Annotated in this window: 15 protein-coding genes and 1 tRNA gene; 9 read left to right on the top strand and 7 right to left on the bottom strand. The window is 64.0% G+C overall.

Annotated features, from left to right (window positions below):
* The first annotated feature begins 21 nt into the window (after positions 1-21).
* Both Q0105_RS10555 and Q0105_RS10550 read left to right on the top strand, forming a co-directional pair.
* Positions 22-462, top strand: a complete 441-nt coding sequence (locus Q0105_RS10555; protein WP_298211511.1) for a nuclear transport factor 2 family protein — start codon at positions 22-24, stop codon at positions 460-462.
* 34 nt (positions 463-496) lie between these two features.
* A complete protein-coding gene (locus Q0105_RS10550) occupies positions 497-2,179 on the top strand; it encodes an AMP-binding protein (RefSeq protein WP_298211509.1) in 1,683 nt (560 codons plus the stop codon).
* Positions 2,180-2,294: 115 nt separating this feature from the next.
* Here the strand turns inward: Q0105_RS10550 and Q0105_RS10545 are convergent, their stop codons facing one another.
* Positions 2,295-3,818 (bottom strand): sensor histidine kinase, encoded by a 1,524-nt coding sequence (locus Q0105_RS10545; protein ID WP_298211507.1) that lies wholly within the window; start codon positions 3,816-3,818, stop codon positions 2,295-2,297.
* 7 nt (positions 3,819-3,825) lie between these two features.
* Positions 3,826-4,557, bottom strand: a complete 732-nt coding sequence (gene ompR / locus Q0105_RS10540) for a two-component system response regulator OmpR (protein WP_298211505.1) — start codon at positions 4,555-4,557, stop codon at positions 3,826-3,828.
* 216 nt (positions 4,558-4,773) lie between these two features.
* On the opposite strand from ompR, the gene Q0105_RS10535 reads away from it, so the two are divergent.
* Positions 4,774-5,487, top strand: a complete 714-nt coding sequence (locus tag Q0105_RS10535) for an SIMPL domain-containing protein (protein ID WP_298211502.1) — start codon at positions 4,774-4,776, stop codon at positions 5,485-5,487.
* A gap of 229 nt (positions 5,488-5,716) precedes the next feature.
* Positions 5,717-6,637: an AraC family transcriptional regulator gene (locus Q0105_RS10530; protein WP_298211500.1), complete on the top strand. Its 921-nt coding sequence runs from the start codon at positions 5,717-5,719 to the stop codon at positions 6,635-6,637.
* Here Q0105_RS10530 and Q0105_RS10525 read toward each other — a convergent pair.
* Positions 6,624-7,049, bottom strand: coding sequence for a hypothetical protein (locus Q0105_RS10525; protein WP_298211498.1), 426 nt, complete (start codon positions 7,047-7,049; stop codon positions 6,624-6,626). The two genes, Q0105_RS10530 and Q0105_RS10525, sit on opposite strands and share 14 nt — an antisense overlap.
* Positions 7,050-7,238: 189 nt before the next feature.
* A complete protein-coding gene (locus Q0105_RS10520) occupies positions 7,239-8,021 on the bottom strand; it encodes a 3-hydroxybutyrate dehydrogenase (RefSeq protein WP_298211496.1) in 783 nt (260 codons plus the stop codon).
* A 116-nt stretch (positions 8,022-8,137) separates the two neighbouring features.
* On the opposite strand from Q0105_RS10520, the gene Q0105_RS10515 reads away from it, so the two are divergent.
* From Q0105_RS10515 to rimO, 5 genes are all read left to right on the top strand, one after another.
* Positions 8,138-9,106: an alpha/beta hydrolase gene (locus Q0105_RS10515; RefSeq protein ID WP_298211494.1), complete on the top strand. Its 969-nt coding sequence runs from the start codon at positions 8,138-8,140 to the stop codon at positions 9,104-9,106.
* Positions 9,103-11,316 (top strand): bifunctional (p)ppGpp synthetase/guanosine-3',5'-bis(diphosphate) 3'-pyrophosphohydrolase, encoded by a 2,214-nt coding sequence (locus Q0105_RS10510; protein WP_298211491.1) that lies wholly within the window; start codon positions 9,103-9,105, stop codon positions 11,314-11,316. Before Q0105_RS10515 ends, Q0105_RS10510 begins: the two co-directional genes overlap by 4 nt.
* A gap of 88 nt (positions 11,317-11,404) precedes the next feature.
* Positions 11,405-11,481 (top strand) — tRNA-Val (locus Q0105_RS10505).
* Positions 11,482-11,894: 413 nt separating this feature from the next.
* Positions 11,895-12,455 (top strand): polyhydroxyalkanoate synthesis repressor PhaR, encoded by a 561-nt coding sequence (gene phaR / locus Q0105_RS10500; RefSeq protein ID WP_298211489.1) that lies wholly within the window; start codon positions 11,895-11,897, stop codon positions 12,453-12,455.
* A gap of 183 nt (positions 12,456-12,638) precedes the next feature.
* Complete coding sequence (rimO, locus tag Q0105_RS10495; protein WP_298211487.1) at positions 12,639-14,030, top strand: 30S ribosomal protein S12 methylthiotransferase RimO; 1,392 nt, start codon at positions 12,639-12,641, stop codon at positions 14,028-14,030.
* A 125-nt stretch (positions 14,031-14,155) separates the two neighbouring features.
* Here rimO and efp read toward each other — a convergent pair whose 3' ends face one another.
* From efp to Q0105_RS10480, 3 genes are all read right to left on the bottom strand, one after another.
* The gene (gene efp, locus Q0105_RS10490; RefSeq protein WP_298211485.1) at positions 14,156-14,710 is read right to left on the bottom strand and encodes an elongation factor P; all 555 of its coding nucleotides are present in this window, start codon (positions 14,708-14,710) and stop codon (positions 14,156-14,158) included.
* Between the two features lie 163 nt (positions 14,711-14,873).
* The gene (earP, locus tag Q0105_RS10485; RefSeq protein ID WP_298211483.1) at positions 14,874-16,037 is read right to left on the bottom strand and encodes an elongation factor P maturation arginine rhamnosyltransferase EarP; all 1,164 of its coding nucleotides are present in this window, start codon (positions 16,035-16,037) and stop codon (positions 14,874-14,876) included.
* A complete protein-coding gene (locus tag Q0105_RS10480; protein WP_298211481.1) occupies positions 16,034-16,936 on the bottom strand; it encodes a LysR family transcriptional regulator in 903 nt (300 codons plus the stop codon). Before Q0105_RS10480 ends, earP begins: the two co-directional genes overlap by 4 nt.
* Between the last annotated feature and the right edge of the window lie 128 nt (positions 16,937-17,064).

Raw genomic sequence — 17,064 nt, 5'->3', positions numbered from 1 at the left:
TCCACTCAGAGGAGACATTCCATGACCGAAGCCCCGAAGAACATCCACCCCGCCGTCGCCCGCTCGCTGGCTACCTGGCACCACATGGTGGCCAGCCGCGACCTGTCGAACCTGCTGACCATCGTGCACCCCGATGCGGTGTTCCGCTCGCCCATGGCGAACACGGCCTACACCTCGGCCCCGGCGCTGATGCTGGCGCTGTCCACCGTGATCCAGGTGTTCGAGGACTTCACCTACCACCGCCAGCTGGCCACCGACGACGGCCTGAACATCGTGCTGGAGTTCAGCGCCCACGTGGGCGACAAGCAGCTCAAGGGGATCGACCTGGTGCGCTTCAACGAGGCTGGCCAGATCACCGAGTTCGAAGTCATGGTGCGCCCCCTGAGCGGCCTGCAGGCCCTGGGTGCCGAGATGGGTGTCCGCCTGGGTGACAAGCTCCCAGCGTTCAAAGCCAAGGCCTGATGCGTTCATAAAAAAAGAGACAGGAGACAAGCCCATGACCGCCACCGTCGCACCGCCAGCGTCCTCGCCCTGGGAAGGGTCCTACCCAGAGGCCCTGCGCAACTACCAGCTCGACCTGGCGGCACTGCCCGCCAATGCCGCGCACCTGGCCACGCAGGCCGCAGCCGACCACGGGGACCAGCCCGCCTTCACCTTCGTGCTGCCCGCGGGCGCCAACGTGGTGTGCAGCTTCAAGGAGATCGATGCGCTGTCGGACGCCTTTGCCGCCTGGCTGGTGCGCGAGCAGGGGCTGCAGGCGGGCGAGGTGCTCGCGCTGCAGTTGCCCAACTGCCTGCACTACCCGATCACGGTGTTCGGCGCGTGGAAGGCCGGGCTTATCGTGACCAACGTGAACCCGCTGTACACCGGGCGCGAGCTGCGCCTGCAGCTCGAAGGCAGCGGCGCCAGGCTGCTGCTGGTGGCCGACATGTTCTTGCCAGTGGCCGGGCCCGTGGCGCAGGCGCTGGGCGTGCCCGTGCTCACGGCCAGCCTGTGGGACTTCTTTGACGAACCGGTGGCATCGGCCATCCGCGCCAAGATGGCCGGGCCTGCCGACCCCGCCGCAGCGCCGCTGCCGCGCATGGCCGACGCGCTGGTGAGTGGTCAGGCGCTGGCACCCATCGAACACCGCAGCCACCCTGTGGCGGTGTACCAGTACACGGGCGGTACCACCGGGCGCAGCAAGGGCGCGGTGATCACGCACGGCAACATCCTGGCCACCTTGCGCATCACGCGCGATTTCCTGGACGCCTACGACGGGCCGAAGCAGGGCGAGACCATGCTCACCGTGCTGCCCATGTACCACGTGTTCGCGTTCATGGTGAACTTTCTGGTGTTCTTCGAGGTGGGTGCGCGCAACCTGCTGGTGCCCAATCCGCGCCCCATGGCCAACCTGCAAAAAACCTTCGAGCAGTTCGATGTGCAGTGGACCGCCGGCGTGGACACGCTGTTCGCCGGCCTGCTGGCCGAGCCCTGGTTCCAGGCCAATCCACCCAGGCTGCGCTATGCGTTCTCGGGCGGCACGGCCTTGCGCACCTCGACCGCGCAGGCCTGGCAGGCATTGGTCTGCCCCATCCTCGAAGGCTATGGTATGACGGAGACGTCCTGCATCGTCTCGTGCAACCCGCCCTCGGCCACGCCGCGCCTGGGCACCGTGGGCGTGCCCATGCCGGGCTGCCGTGTGCGCATCGTCGATGACCAGGGGCGCGACCTGCCCCAGGGCGAGCGCGGCGAATTGCTGGTGCAAGGGCCGCAAGTCGTGGCCGGCTACCTGCATGCGCAGGCAGACAGCGCCAGCGCGATCCGGGACGGCTGGCTGCACACGGGCGACATCGCGCAGCTGGAGGAGGGCGGTTTCATCCGCATCGTGGACCGCAAGAAGGACATGATTCTCGTGTCCGGCTTCAACGTCTACCCCAACGAGGTGGAAGACGTGCTCGCCGCCCACCCCGACATCGCCGAAGCTGCCGTCATCGGCGTGCACGACGCGGCTACCGGCGAGGCCGTGCGCGCCTTCGTCGTGCCGCGCAACCCCGCGCTCACGCCCGAAGACGTGGAGCGCCACTGCCGCACCCAGCTCACGGCCTACAAGGTGCCGCGCCAGATCGTGTTCCGCGAGCAGTTGCCCAAGTCGCCGGTGGGCAAGATCCTCAGGGCTTCGCTGCGCGAAGTGGCTTGAGGGGCGAGGTGACCGGCGCAGGCAGCGGTCCTGCGCCAAGGAAAAAAAGAGACCGCCCCGCGCAGGGGGCGATCTCTTTTTGGAGGTTCGAACTGTCTGGCGGGTGCTCGTGGACCTAGATCTTGTCCTCCGCCCGCCGGCGTGGCAACTGCCGCTTGACGGAGGGGCGCTGCAGGCGTTGTTTTGGGTCCACGCCATCCGGCTGGTCAGAGGCCCGCTGTAGTTGCAGATGGGCCACCAAGCCACCGGTGCTGGAGTTTGCCAAGGCAAAGATGCCACCCATGCGCTGCACCGTCTTGTCAACGATCGACAGGCCGAGGCCAGCCCCTGCGGCAGCCGTGCGGGCTGAGTCGCCACGAAAGAAAGGCTTGGTCAGGTTGGATAGCTGCTCAGGCGGAACGCCAGCGCCATGGTCACGTACCTTGACCAGTACCCATCTTTCGCGGCTCTTGGCAACGATGTCCACGCTGGTAATGCCTGTCTCTTCGGCTTTGCCGTAACGCCGAGCGTTTTCGAGCAAGTTGGAGATCACGCGGGCCAGCTCCACCTCGTCGGCCAGCACGTTCAGGTCCTCGGGCACGGCCATGGTGATTTGCAGCTCCCGGTGGTCTTGCACGGCATATACGCAGGACGACACAACGGCATGCAGGTTGACCGGCGTCAGCGTCACGTGGTCGGGCCGCGCATAGTCAAGGAACTTGTCGATGGTGGCATCGAGCTGCACGATGTCGGCCACCATGTGCTCGCGTGCTACTTCATCGTTCACGCTCATCTCGGTTTCCAGCCGAAGGCGAGCCAGTGGCGTACGCAGGTCGTGCGAGATGCCTGCCAGCATCACGGCGCGGTCTTGCTCCAGTTTGGCGAGCTTTTGGGCCATGCGGTTGAAGCCAATGTTCACCTCACGGATTTCACTGGTGACCACCTCTTCGTCCAGATGGCTGGCAGCGAAGTCGCCATCCTTGACGCGATTGGCGGCATACGACAGTTGTTTGAGCGGGCGATTGATCAGGCGCGCAATGGCGGCAGCGCCCGCCAGCGAGAGTGCCGCCGCTGTGATCAGCCAGATCAGCCAGGTGCGTCCGCCGGCCGGGCTGAAGCGCGACCGGTCCATCAGCAGCCAGTTGGGGTCGCCGTTGATATTGAAGCCCACCCACAGGCCATTTTCACCATTGACGCTTTGGGCCACGATGGTGTCGGGGCCCAGGCGCTGGGTCAGCTCGTCGGTCAGGCGGTTGCCCAGCGCGGTGGGGGCCAGCAGCGCATATTTGTCCTTGGGCTCACGCGGCAGGATGCGCACGCCCTCCTGGTCGGCCATGGTCTTGATGAGGGACACGCGCGCGATGGCATCGGAGTGCACCAGCGCCGCCCGGCTCAGGTTGACGAGCGACGCGATTTGCTGCGCGGTCTGCAGCGTGCGTGGCTCGAACTCAAGCGCGCGCAGGGTCTGCAGCCAGGCCAGGATGCTCCCTACCAGCAACAGCGCGAGCAGAAAGAAGGTGCGCCAGAAGAGGTTGAGGCCCACGCGCGCACGTTGCTCCCGCGCCCGGCGAATGGCCTCCAGCGGTGCGGGGCTGGTCGCTTCGGAGGCCGTAGCGGACTCCCGGGGCGACTGTCTCAGCTTGCCCTCGGTTTTGTACATAGGGGGATCAGTTCGTGCCGTCCGGCACAAACACGTAGCCCACGCCCCACACTGTCTGGATGTAGCGCGGCGCGGCGGCGTCCACCTCTACCAGTTTGCGAAGGCGTGAGACTTGCACGTCCAGGCTGCGATCAAAGGGTTCGAACTCCCGGCCACGGGCCAGCAAGGCCAGCTTTTCGCGTGACAAGGGTTGGCGCGGGTGGCGCACCAAGGCCTTGAGCATGGCGAACTCGCCGGTGGTCAGGGGCAGTTCCTCGCCATTGCGTTGCAGAGCACGCGTACCCAGGTCGAAGGTAAAGGGGCCGAAGGTGACGACTTCGTTGTCGCCCGATGGAGCGCCGGGCGCTTCTTGTGCAGGGCGGCGGCGCAACACGGCGTGGATGCGGGCCAACAGCTCGCGCGGGTTGAAGGGCTTGCCCAGGTAATCGTCGGCGCCCACTTCCAGGCCCACGATGCGGTCCACGTCCTCGCCCTTGGCGGTGAGCATGATGATGGGCGTGCGGTCATTGGTGGCGCGCAGGCGGCGGCAGATCGAGAGGCCGTCCTCACCGGGCATCATCAGGTCCAGCACGATGATGTCCACTGTCTCGCGCAGCAGCAGGCGGTTCAAGGCCTTGCCATCTTCGGCGACCATGACTTCAAAGCCCTCTTGCGTGAGGTAGCGGCGCAGCAGATCGCGGATTCGCGCATCGTCGTCCACCACCAGAACTTTGTCGGTGCGGTTGGTTGTTGTGGCCATGTTGATCCCAAGTCCAATTTGTAACAGAGCCGATTCTGATCACTTGGAGCGGCAAAGTTCGGGTTTTTGGGGTGGGTTTGACCAACTGTTACAAGTTTTGCCGAGCTTCGCAAACTCGCTGTCTCAGATTCATCGGCGGGTGTACGGCTGCGGGTAAGGTGGTGGCTTGCGCGGCCGAAGTGTCGGCGGCGCCCTCTATTGAAGAAGGCTTTCACCATGAAAATCACGTCCCGTTTGATCGTTACCGCTGCCTTGCTGGCAGGCGCTGGCGCCGCCATGGCGCAGGGCGCGGCTCCGCAGGAACTGCGCAACGTGGTGCAACTGACAGCGACGGGCACTGTGGAGGCGCAGCAGGACTTGCTGGTGGTCACCCTCTCGGCCAGCAAGGACGGCCCGGATGCCGCTGGCGTGCAAACCCAGCTCAAGCAGGCGCTTGATGCCGCCCTGGCTGAGGCCAAGCGCAATGCGCAGCCTGGCCAGTTGGACGTGCGCACAGGGCCTTTCGGGCTGTACCCGCGCTATGCGAAGGACGGCAAGATCAGCGGTTGGCAGGGCCGTGCCGAGTTGGTGATGGAAGGGCGTGACTTTGCGCGCATCACGGCCACCGCTGGCAAGATTTCGTCGATGACCATCAGCCAGGTGGCGTTTGCGCTCTCGCGCGAGGCGCGGGCCAAGGTGGAGAGCGAGGCGCAGACCCAGGCCATCGACCAGTTCAAGGCCCGTGCAGCCGAATTGGCCAAGGGCTTCGGTTTTGCCAACTACAGCCTGCGCGAAGTGGCGGTGAACAGCAATGAGATGTCGCCAGGTCCCCGTCCGCGCATGATGGCCATGGAGGCCAAGTCCGGTTCGTTCTCTGACTCGGCCGTGCCGGTGGAGGCGGGCAAGGCACAGGTGATCGTGACCGTTTCGGGCTCTGTGCAGATGCGCTGAGGCAGTGTCGGCAGCAGGCTGTTTTCTTGGCCTTGGCTCCAAACGCCTGTTGGCCCGGTTTGCCCGGTATCTGATCCTTCTTCTCGCCCATCCCAGCGGTTGCTTGTGCCTTGTAGGCCGGCTTGGGCAGCGATAGGAGGGGTGGAGTGGTTTGCAGAAGAGGTATTTGGCCTTGCCTAATTCTCTAAAATCAATGCCAAAACGCCTGCAAAGCGATACGCTAGAGAGCATGACAACCCCTTTGTCTCAGGCTGTGAGCCGGTATGCCGAATCCCTTATTCACCGGGATAGCGTGGTGCAGACGCCCATTTCCGGGTTGAGTGCAGAGCGTGCCACCGAGCCCGGTGGTTTGCGGTCCGCCATCACTCCGCCCCATATTTGCCTGGTGCTGCAGGGCGGCAAACAAGTGACGGCGGGAGGGCGGGCCTTCGCGGCGGCGGCGGGGGAGTCGCTGCTGGTCACGGCGGATGTGCCCATGGCCAGCCAGATCACGCACGCCAGCGCGGCCGAGCCGTACCTTTCTGTCACGCTGGAGTTGAACCTGCCGGTGATCGCTGATCTGTCGGCCCAGATGGGGGTGGTCTCCCTGGGCGGCCATGTCCCCGTGCGCGTGGACTCTACCGATGCTGAGGTGGCTGATGTGGCCCTGCGCCTTGTGCGTTTGCTGGAGCGTCCCGAGGCCGTGCCCTTGCTCCAGGCGTCCCTGGTGCGCGAGTTGCACTACTGGTTGTTGGCCGGACGGCATGGCGCCGCTATCCGCCGCCTGGGGTGGCCGGGCAGCCACGCCCAGCGCGTGGCGCGCGCTGTGGCTGTGCTGCGCACCGACTTCGCACAGCCCCTGCCGGTGGAAAGCCTGGCCGCACTGGCAGGCATGAGCCCGTCATCTTTTCACCAGCATTTCAAGGCCGAGACATCCCTCTCTCCCCTGCAGTTCCAAAAACAGTTGCGCCTGCTTGAGGCGCGGAGGCTCATGCAGTCGGAAGGCGCCAGCGCTGGCAGCGCGGCCTGTGCCGTGGGTTATGAGAGCGTTCCCCAATTCACGCGCGAGTACGGCCGTCTGTTTGGTTTGCCGCCGGTGCGCGATACGAATGCCGTGAAGGGCCGGGCACGCGAAGAAGCGGCATGCGTGTGCCGCCCTATGGCTTGCTGAAGGCAATCAGCCCCCACACGATCGCCGCGAGTTGGGCCAGGTTGATCAGGATCGCAATGATGTGGGTTTTGCGGAACCCCGGAATCGCATCCAGGTAGTTGGACTGGATTTGTACCCCGAGAGCATCCATCTTGGGGATGATCTGGCGGCGCAACACGATGGCAATCAAGGCCAGTGCTGCAGCGCCTGCCGCTATGCCAGGATAGCCTGCCAGCGCGAAGCTGATCGCAGTGGCCGTTGCCGCCACAAAAGCGCAGACATAGTAAACATGGAAAAAACCGCGCACAAAACGGGCGTCCAGCGGTGTGTCGTGCTTGAGCACCAGCAGCGGGATGGAGCCCATGATGAAGTAGCCCGTGGTAACGAGCAGCGCCACGGTAAAGAACATGGCGGCAAACAGAGCTGCAGACATCGTGGATTTCCTCCCGGGTCAGGGATGCGGTCCAGGAGCCTGCAAGCCGGTACAGCCTACCCCGAGGTCTTCCTGAAAGGCTATGCCATTCTAGAAAGTTTCTCTGCCTTTTGTGGGGAGAAGGCCAGGGCGTGCCCCGTCTTGCCTGTGCTGCGCAGGCAAGACGGTATGCGCGAAGCGGCGCTTGCTTTACTGCGCGGCCCAGCCGCCATCCATGTTCCACGCCACACCACGCACATTGTTGGCGGCGGGGGAGCAGAAGAACACCGCCAACTCGCCCAATTCTTCAGGCGTGGTGAACTGCATGGAGGGCTCTTTTTCGCCCAGCAATAGTTTTTTGGCGTCTTCGTTTGACAAGCCGCGTTCAGCAGCTTTTGCATCCACCTGCTTTTGAACCAGGGGTGTGAGCACCCAGCCAGGGCAGATGGCGTTGCAGGTGACGCCCGTGGTGGCGCTTTCCAGCGCCGTTACCTTGGTCAGTCCCACGATGCCATGTTTGGCTGCCACATAGGCAGATTTTTGCGCCGACCCCACCAGGCCGTGCACGGAGGCCACGTTGATGATGCGGCCCCAGTTGGCACTTTTCATTGCGGGCAGCGCCAAGCGCGAGGTGTGGAATGCGCTGGTCAGGTTGATGGCGATCACCGCATCCCAGCGCTCCACGGGAAAGTCTTCCACATTGGCGACATGCTGGATACCGGCGTTGTTCACCAGAATGTCCACGCGCCCAAACTGTGCGGCGCTGTACTTCATCATGTCTTCGATGTCGGCAACACGGCTCATGTCGGCGCCGTGGTAGGCGACCTGGGCGCCAGCCGCTGCGCCAGCGGCCAGCACTTCGGCGCGGGGCGCCTCCACGTCGCCAAAGCCGTTGAGCACGATATTGGCGCCTTGGCGGGCCAGGGCCTTTGCGATTCCAAGGCCGATGCCACTGGTGGAGCCGGTGACGAGGGCGGTTTTGCCTTTCAGCATGAGAGTCTCTCCGAATGAATTACGATGCCACGCAAGGGAAAGCCGACATGCATGGCGTAGCGACGCGTATTGGCTTCCCTCCGCATTATCGAGCGCTGATCCCGGATTTCGCACCCATGAATGAACCTACGCTGAACTACGTACTGTGCCCCGGCCCTGCGGCCTCCCCGGCATCTTCGGATGCCGAACCCGAGGCGGCCCAGCAGCACCGAATGGCCTATTGGGAGTGGAATGCCACGGGCAACCCGGCACATCCGCATGTGGTGGTCTGCGTGCATGGCCTCTCGCGCCAGGGGCGCGACTTCGACACCCTGGCCCGCGCGCTGAGCCCGCATGCACGGGTGATCTGCCCCGACGTGGCCGGGCGCGGCCAGAGCGACTGGCTGGCCGACCCGATGGGCTACCAGATTCCGCAGTACGCCGCCGACATGTTGGCTTTGCTGGCACAGCTGCATCGGCAAGCCCCCATCCACACGCTGGACTGGGTGGGCACCAGCATGGGCGGACTCATTGGCATGGGCGTTGTCGGCCAGCCGGGGCTGCCTTTGCCGGTGCCAGTGCGCAGGCTGGTGCTTAACGATGTGGGCCCCGTCATCCAATGGGAGGCGCTGCAGCGCATCGGCCAGTACTTTGGGCAACCGGTGCGGTTTGAGTCATTGCAGCAGGCGGCCGACGCCATGTGGGCTGTCTCCACCAGTTTTGGTCCGCACACGCCCGCACAGTGGCTGGAACTGTCGCGGGCCATGGTGCGCCCACTGCCCGAATCGGCGGGTGGCGGCATCACGCTGCATTACGACCCCGCCATTGCCGTCCCGTTCAAGGCCTTGACCCAGGAAGCCGCGGCGGCGGGAGAGGTTGCGCTGTGGCAGTTGTATGACCACATCACGGCGCGCACGCTGCTGTTGCGTGGTGCGCAGTCGGACCTGCTCTCGCGGGCGACTGCGCAGGCCATGGCGCAGCGTGGTCCACAGGCGCGGGTGATTGAGTTTGAAGGTGTCGGGCATGCGCCCACCTTGATTGCGGCAGATCAGGTCGCTGTCGTCATGGAGTTCCTGCTGGCGGCGGAAGGTGTTGTCGCCGGATGAAAACCAACCCTCTCGCACTGGCGCCTCTTCCTCTTCAAACCGACACCGTTCCGCAGCTCATTGCCGCCACGGCAAACGCTCTTCCAGAGCAGGCGGATGCGCTAGTGCGCGCGCGTGCTTTTGCTGAGCCCCTGATGGCGGGCGAAACCCTGGACTCCGGCGAAAACACGCTGGCCCATGCGGATGCCGTGGCTGTCATTCTCAAAGGTATTGGCGGTTCGGAAGCCATGCAGGCTGCCAGTTATCTGGTGTATGCCTGTATTCACCTCAACAAGCCCGAGGAGGTCATCGCCAAGGCCTTTGGCGGAAATTTTGCGGCGCTGGCGGTGGAGACCACCAAGCTCATGCGCGTGCAGCAGCAGGCCCGCACCGCCGAGCATCTGGACGACCCTGCCGTGCAGACCGAGAACGTGCGCAAGATGCTGCTCGCCTTCTCGCGCGACCTGCGTGTGGTGATGCTGCGCCTTGCATCGCGCCTGCAAACGCTGCGCTTTCATGCGGCCAGCAAACGCCCCGTGTCGCCCAGCCTGGCACGCGAATCGCTGCAGGTGTTTGCGCCGCTGGCCAACCGCCTGGGCATCTGGCAGGTGAAATGGGAGCTGGAGGACCTATCCTTCCGCTTTCTGGAGCCCGACACCTACAAGGAGGTGGCCAGCCTGCTCGATGAAAAGCGTGGCGAGCGCGAGGTGTACATGGAGCAGTTGCGCGCCCGGCTTGAGTCGGACCTGCGCGGGCGCAGCATCAGCGCCAGTGTGCAAGGGCGCCCCAAGCACATCTACAGCATCGTCAAAAAGATGCGCGGCAAATCGCTCAACTTCGACCAGGTGTTCGACATCCGTGCGCTGCGCGTGGTGGTGCCTACGGTGAAGGATTGCTATGCAGCCCTGAGTTGGGTGCATGAGCAGTTCAAACCCATCGTGGAAGAGTTTGACGACTACATCGCAAAGCCCAAGGCCAATGGCTATCAGTCGTTGCACACCATCGTGCGCGATGACCAAGGCAAGCCCATCGAGATCCAGATCCGCACCCAGGCCATGCACGAACATGCAGAGCATGGCGTGGCGGCGCATTGGGCCTACAAAGAGGCGGGCGCCAAAGGTTATGCGGGCGTGTCGGCTTCCGGTGAATACGATGCCAAGATTGCCGTGCTGCGCCAATTGCTGGCTTGGGAGCGCGACCTGGCAGGGGCTGCGCCCAACCGTGGCCTGTTTGAAGACCGCATCTATGTGCTGACGCCTGATGCCGCGGTGGTGGAGTTGCCCCAAGGGGCCACCCCTGTGGACTTTGCCTACGCCGTACACACGAGCCTGGGCCATCGGTGTCGGGGCGCCAAGGTCGATGGCACCATGGTGCCATTGAACACACCTCTGCAAAACGGGCAGACGGTGGAAATCTCCACCGTCAAGGAGGGGCGCCCATCGCGCGACTGGCTCAATGCCGAGCTGGGTTATCTCACCAGCCACCGCGCCAAGGCCAAGGTGCGCGCCTGGTTCAACGCCCAGGCCACCCACGAAACCGTGGCCCGTGGCCGCGAGGCGGTGGAAAAGCTGCTGCAGCGCGAAGGCAAGACCGCGATCAAACTCGACGACTTGGCCGTGCAACTGGGCTTCAAGTCAGCCGATGCATTGTTCGAGGTGGTGGGCAAGGATGAGTTTTCGCTGCGCAACATCGAAACGGTGCTGCGCCCGCCCGAGCCCGTGATGGAGCCCGACGACTACCTGCTGCTCAAAAAGACGCGCAGCAACGACTCTGCCCCCAAGGGCGGGGTGCTGGTGGTGGGGCTCGATTCGCTCATGACCCAACTGGCCAAGTGCTGCAAGCCAGCGCCCCCCGACACCATCCGCGGTTTCGTCACGCGCGGCAAGGGCGTGAGCGTGCACCGCGCCGACTGCAGCAACTTCCGTGAAATGGCGGCGCGCAACGCAGAGCGTGTCATCGACGTGGAGTGGGGTGCGCCCAAGCAGGCGGCGTTCGCCGCTGTGTACCCGGTGGATGTGGCTGTGGAGGCTGCCGACCGCCAGGGCCTGCTGCGTGACATTTCGGAAGTCTTCGCGCGTGAAAAAACCAACGTCATCGGCGTGCAGACTCAGTCAGTCAAAGGCACGGCCTGGATGACGTTCACCGTGGAGGTGGCCGACTCGGGGCGCTTAAACAAGGTGTTGGGCATTGTGGCCGGGGTGCCTGGCGTGCGTTCTGCGCGGCGGCGGTAGGAGCCGTGCCGCTGGCACCTCTGCAAATTGTGGGTCGGTTTCCAGAGGGGCTGATTTTTATGGCTATAATCGTGGTCTAAACAACGACAGGCGCGTAGCTCAGCTGGTTAGAGCACCACCTTGACATGGTGGGGGTCGTTGGTTCGAGTCCAATCGCGCCTACCAAATTTTCTGCTTGAAAGAAACCAGCTTTCAAACACCCGGAAAATTTGAAGAATCTCTGCAAAAAATTGCAGCAAAAAACAAATCAAGCCGCCTTATTGGGCGGCTTTTTTGTTTTCTGCCCGAATATCGCCAGTGCTCGCCGAGGTCGCAACACGGGCGCGCCTCTGGGGGCGCTCTTAAGCCGTCCATAAGGTTCAAGCGTCAGGCTCTTGTCTGGATGACGTCCCTCCCTCTTGCATCGTGCGAGAGTTCGGCCTGCCTTGTGCGGGCCGTCTTTTTTTGGGAGCCTCTTCTGCCCACGTTTTGCAAAGCATGAACGTCGTGGTTTCAAGGTGGGATGTTCGCGCTCCATCAGGGTATTCCTTCGCAGCCGCCATGGCGCACTCTTCATAGAATGTGCTGCACTGCAATACATGGGTTTTGAGCCCGAGGAGTTCGTCGTGTCCGAACAGAAAAGCGCCGCGTCCAAGTCGGCACAGCGTGTCATCAAGAAGTACCCCAATCGCCGTCTGTACGACACAGACACTTCCACCTACATCACGCTGGCCGAGGTACGCCAGCTCGTTATGGCCCACCAGAACGTGGTGGTGCGCGATGCCAAAACGGGGGAGGACCTCACGCGCAGCATCCTGCTGCAGATCATTCTGGAAGAAGAGGCGGGCGGTGCGCCGATGTTCACCGAGGCCGTGCTGGCCAACATCATTCGTTTCTATGGCCATGCCATGCAGGGCTTCATGGGCGCTTATCTTGAGAAAAACGTCCAGGCCTTCACCGACGTACAGGCCAAGCTGGCCGAACAGAGCCAGAGCGTGACGCCCGAGATGTGGGCGCAGTTCGTGAACCTGCAGTCGCCCATGCTCAAGGGCATGATGGGCAACTATGTGGAACAGTCGCAGTCCATGCTCACTCAAATGCAAGAGCAGATGCAAAAGCAGACCGAGCAGATGCTGGGGGCCTTTGGGATCAAGCGATGATTTCTTGAGGCGCTGTGCGGCATTCCCCAGGAGGGGGAGCCGCGCGTAAGGTGAGTAGTGGTGGCCCCCGCACGGCGGCGCTGGCATGCTTCGCACCTGTTGCGCGGGCTTGGCGCGGGGCAAATGCTGCGGTAAAGGGGTAACCCCACCGGTTCAGGGCCGGAACTGGGACAATACGGGGTTATGAGCGAAACACTCTCCCCCACGAAAACACCCAAAGTCGGATTCGTCAGCCTGGGCTGCCCCAAGGCGCTGACCGACTCCGAACTCATCCTCACGCAACTGAGCGCTGAGGGTTACGAAACCTCCAAGACCTTCCAGGGCGCAGACCTGGTCATCGTCAATACCTGCGGCTTCATCGACGATGCCGTCAAGGAAAGCCTGGACACGATTGGCGAGGCGCTGGCCGAAAACGGCAAGGTCATCGTCACCGGCTGCCTGGGCGCGCGCGCGGGCGAGGATGGCGGCAACATGGTGCGCCAGATGCACCCCAGCGTGCTGGCCGTGACAGGCCCGCATGCCACGCAGGAGGTGATGGATGCCGTCCATCTGAACCTGCCCAAGCCGCACGACCCGTTCGTGGACCTGGTGCCCGGCGGCTTCGGCATCGCGGGCATCAAGCTCACGCCCAAGCACTACGCGTATCTCAAGATCAGCGAGGGCTGCAATCACCGCTGCACCTTCTGCATCATCCCCTCGATGCGTGGCGACCTCGTCTCGCGCCCCATTGGCGACGTGCTGAGCGAGGCCAAGGCCTTGTTTGAAGGCGGCGTGAAAGAGTTGCTGGTCATCAGCCAGGACACCTCGGCCTATGGCGTGGACGTGAAATACCGCACCGGCTTCTGGGACGGCAAGCCCGTCAAGACCCGCATGCTCGAATTGGTGCAGGCCCTGGGCGAGATTGCCGAGCCGTATGGCGCCTGGGTGCGCCTGCACTACGTGTACCCGTACCCCAGCGTGGACGATGTGCTGCCCCTCATGGCTACAGGCCGCGTGTTGCCCTACCTGGATGTGCCCCTGCAGCACAGCCACCCCGACGTTTTGAAGCGGATGAAGCGCCCCGCCAGCGGCGAGCGCAACCTGGAGCGCATCCAGCGCTGGCGCGAGATCTGCCCTGAGCTGGTCATTCGCAGCACTTTCATCGCGGGTTTCCCTGGCGAGACGGAAGAAGAATTCCAGCATCTGCTCGATTTTGTGCGTGAGGCGCAGATCGACCGTGCGGGCTGTTTTGCCTACAGCGACGTTCACGGGGCTGCTGCCAACGAGCTGCCCGGCATGCTGCCGGTGGAGGTGCGCGAAGAGCGCCGCGCCCGCTTCATGGCTGTGGCCGAAGAGGTGTCCATCGCCAAGCTGCAGCGCCGCGTGGGCGCCACCATGCAGGTGCTGGTGGACTCGGCCCCCGCCATGGGCCGCAAGGGCGGCACGGGCCGCAGCTATGCCGACGCGCCTGAGATCGACGGCGTGGTGCATCTGCTGCCACCCGAGAAGATCAGCAAACAATTGAAGGTGGGCGAGTTCACCAAGGCGCGCATTGTGGGCACGCAGGGGCACGATCTGGTGGCTGTGCCGGTGTGATTGTGCAGGGTTTTGCTATTATTTAAATAGCTTGTAGCGCTTATCCATCAAGCGCTAGACCCCAAAAATACCAATAAAAAAGGCTTCCCGAGGGAAGCCTTTTTTTGTGGGCGGAGGCGACAGCCTCAGACGCGCTTGCGGTATTCGCCGGTGCGGGTGTCGATTTCGATCTTGTCGCCTTGGCTGACGAACAGGGGCACGGGCACTTCGAAGCCGGTGGCGATCTTGGCGGGCTTCATGACCTTGCCGGAGGTATCGCCCTTGACGGCGGGTTCCGTCCAGGTGATTTCGCGCTCGACGCTGGTGGGCAGTTCGACCGAGATGGCCTTGCCGTCGTAGAACACCACTTCAACGGCCATGCCGTCTTCCAGGTAGTTCAGCGCGTCGCCCATGTTTTCGGCTTCGACTTCGTACTGGTTGAACTCGGTGTCCATGCACACGTACATGGGGTCGGCGAAGTAGGAGTAGGTGCACTCCTTCTTGTCCAGGATCACGTTGTCGATCTTGTCGTCGGCCTTGAACACGTTTTCGGTGCCGAAGTTGCCGATCAGGCTCTTGAGCTTCATGCGCACGGTGGCGGCGCCGCGGCCGCCACGGGCGTATTCGGTCTTCAGGACCACCATGGGGTCCTTGCCGTGCATGATGACGTTGCCGGCGCGGATTTCTTGAGCGATTTTCATAGCGAGTTGCTTGGGTTGGGGCCGCTCAACGCGCGGGCAGGTGGCTTTCTGATTTCTCTTGGGGGAAGGCAGAAGGCGCGCCGTGCCGATGCATGTTCCGCGGCGGGAATGCGCGTGTGGGGGCACTGAAGCGCCGCACCTGTTTTGCGCAAAGCCTCGGATTTTACCGTTTTTCGGCGACAAAGCCCAAAAGCTGTGCGACGAGGTTGTCCTGCGTCAGCAGGCGCGCACGGGCGGCGGCGATGCAGGCGGCCCATTCGGCCAGCGTGTCGTCGCTGGGCCATTGCAGGGGCGTGGCGTTGAGCCCGTTCCAGGTGGCATGGAACTGCCGCAGCGACGCGGGGGCCTGCAGCCAGTCCAGAAACGCCCAAAGTTTGTCGTGGTGGGCGTTGTCGTGTTGTGGGTAGATGTGCCACACCAGCGCCTGCCCGGCCCAGAGCGCCCGCACCAGCGAGTCCTCGCCACGCACCATGTTCAAGTCGCAGGCCCACAGCATCTCGTCAAACGCGGGCTGCGGGCGGTGGGGTAGGTATGAAATTGATAGCTGCTCACGATTATCCAACAAGCGCTGGGGGCCGTTTTTGTCTAAAACAATGTCGTTGCCACCCAGCGCTGCCCGCACCGCCGCCGCGGGGCGGCCCGGCGTGACCAGCAGCTGTGTGGGCTGCGCCTGGGCGTGGTGCAGCAGCTCGGGCAGGGCGGCGGGTTCGTAGCAGAACAGCGAAACCCAGCGCTGGCCTGCGTTACCGTCGCTGTCGCCGTCGCTCAGCCCGTAAGCCGCTGTGTGCGCCGCGCGCCAGGCGGTGCGGTCAAATACCTCGCGCCGGGCCATCAGATCGGGCTCCCGCAGCAGCCCGCCCGTGTTGTGCGTGAAGCCGGGGTAAAAAAACCAGCGTGTCCTGCCTGCGCCGGGGCCGGATGAGAGCAGCGAGGACAGCTTGTGGTTGCGCTCCACATAGCCCTCTGCCGACAGGTATTCCAGGTTGATCCAGACGGGTTTCGGGTTATTTTGGCCTCTGGCGCTTGATTGGTAAGTGCTATAAGCTATGAATTCAGGAGCAATTTCGCAGCCGAAAGCCTCCACCATCACGTCGGGCGCGGGCTCGTGGGGGCCGGGCGGCGGCGATCCCCAGGCGCGCAACTCCACGCCGGGGCAGCCCGTGGGCGCCATCCAGGCCAGGGCCGAGGCGTCGTCCACCCACAGGCGCACGCGCTGGCCTTGCCCCGCCAGTTGCGCCACCAGGCGCCAGCACACGCCGATGTCGCCAAAGTTGTCGATCACGCGGCAGAACACGTCCCATTGCAGGGCGGGAAGGGCGTGGCTCATGGCGACGGCACCGGCGGCTGCGCGCGCAGGTGCTCCACCAGCAGCCGGGCGACGCTGGAGAGCGATTCTTCGGACCGCACACACAGCGCCAGCCGCCGCTGCGCCCAGGGCTCGTTCAGCGTGATGGTGCGGATGGCGAGCGTGCCCTGGTACAGCGCGGCGCTGCCGCGCGGCAACACGCCCACGCCCAGGCCCGCGTTGACCATGAGGCACAGCGCGTCGTAGCTGGTGACCTGCATGCGCAGGCGCAGCGGCAGGCCCGCCTCGGAGGCCGCGCGGGTCAACTGGTTGTTGATGGCGCTGTTGGGGTGTGCGCCCACAAAGTCAAAGGGCAGGGCGTCGGCCAGCCGCACGGACTTGCGCCGCGCCAGCGCGTGGCCGGTGGGCACCACCAGCACCAGCTCGTCGGTGCGGTAAGGCAGCAGCGCCACGCGCTCGCCGTAGTGGCCTTCGTTCAAGATGCCCACGTCGGCCGCATTCTCGGCCACCGAATGGGCGATCGCGCTGCTGATCTGCTCCTGCAGCCGCACGTCCACCTGCGGGTGTTGCGCCAAAAAGCTCTGCAATTGGGCGGGCAAAAACTGCGTGATGGCCGAGATGTTGGCCACCACGCGCACATGGCCGCGCACGCCGGTGCCGTATTCGCGCATCTGGGTGGCGATGCCGTCCAGGTCGTTGAGCACGCCGCGCGCCAGGTTCAGCAGCGCAAAGGCCGCCGCCGTGGGCTCGGTGCCCTTGTTGCTGCGGGTGAACAGGGCGACGCGCAGGGCCTCTTCCAGGTCGGCCAGGCGGCGGCTTACCGCCGAGGCCGCCAGGTGCTCGCGCGCGGCGGCAGCGGCGATGGTGTTTTCTTCCATCACGGCAACGAACAGGCGCAGGGAGACGGGGTCGAGTTTCATGGGGCATTGATGGTAACAAGCTACCCGCTTGCCATGCCGGTTTGCGATGGTGGCCTGTTGCATGAGCGTTTTGCAGGCAGGCTGACTGTGCGCATCATTTGCGCCAATACGCCAAGGGCTCATGCTTT

Origin of the sequence: Acidovorax sp., assembly GCF_027492855.1 — a bacterium.
In the GTDB taxonomy this organism is placed as follows: Bacteria; Pseudomonadota; Gammaproteobacteria; order Burkholderiales; family Burkholderiaceae_C; genus Acidovorax.
The sequence above is the reverse complement of the archived record's forward strand: the minus strand, read 5'-3'. Positions and strand labels throughout refer to the sequence as shown.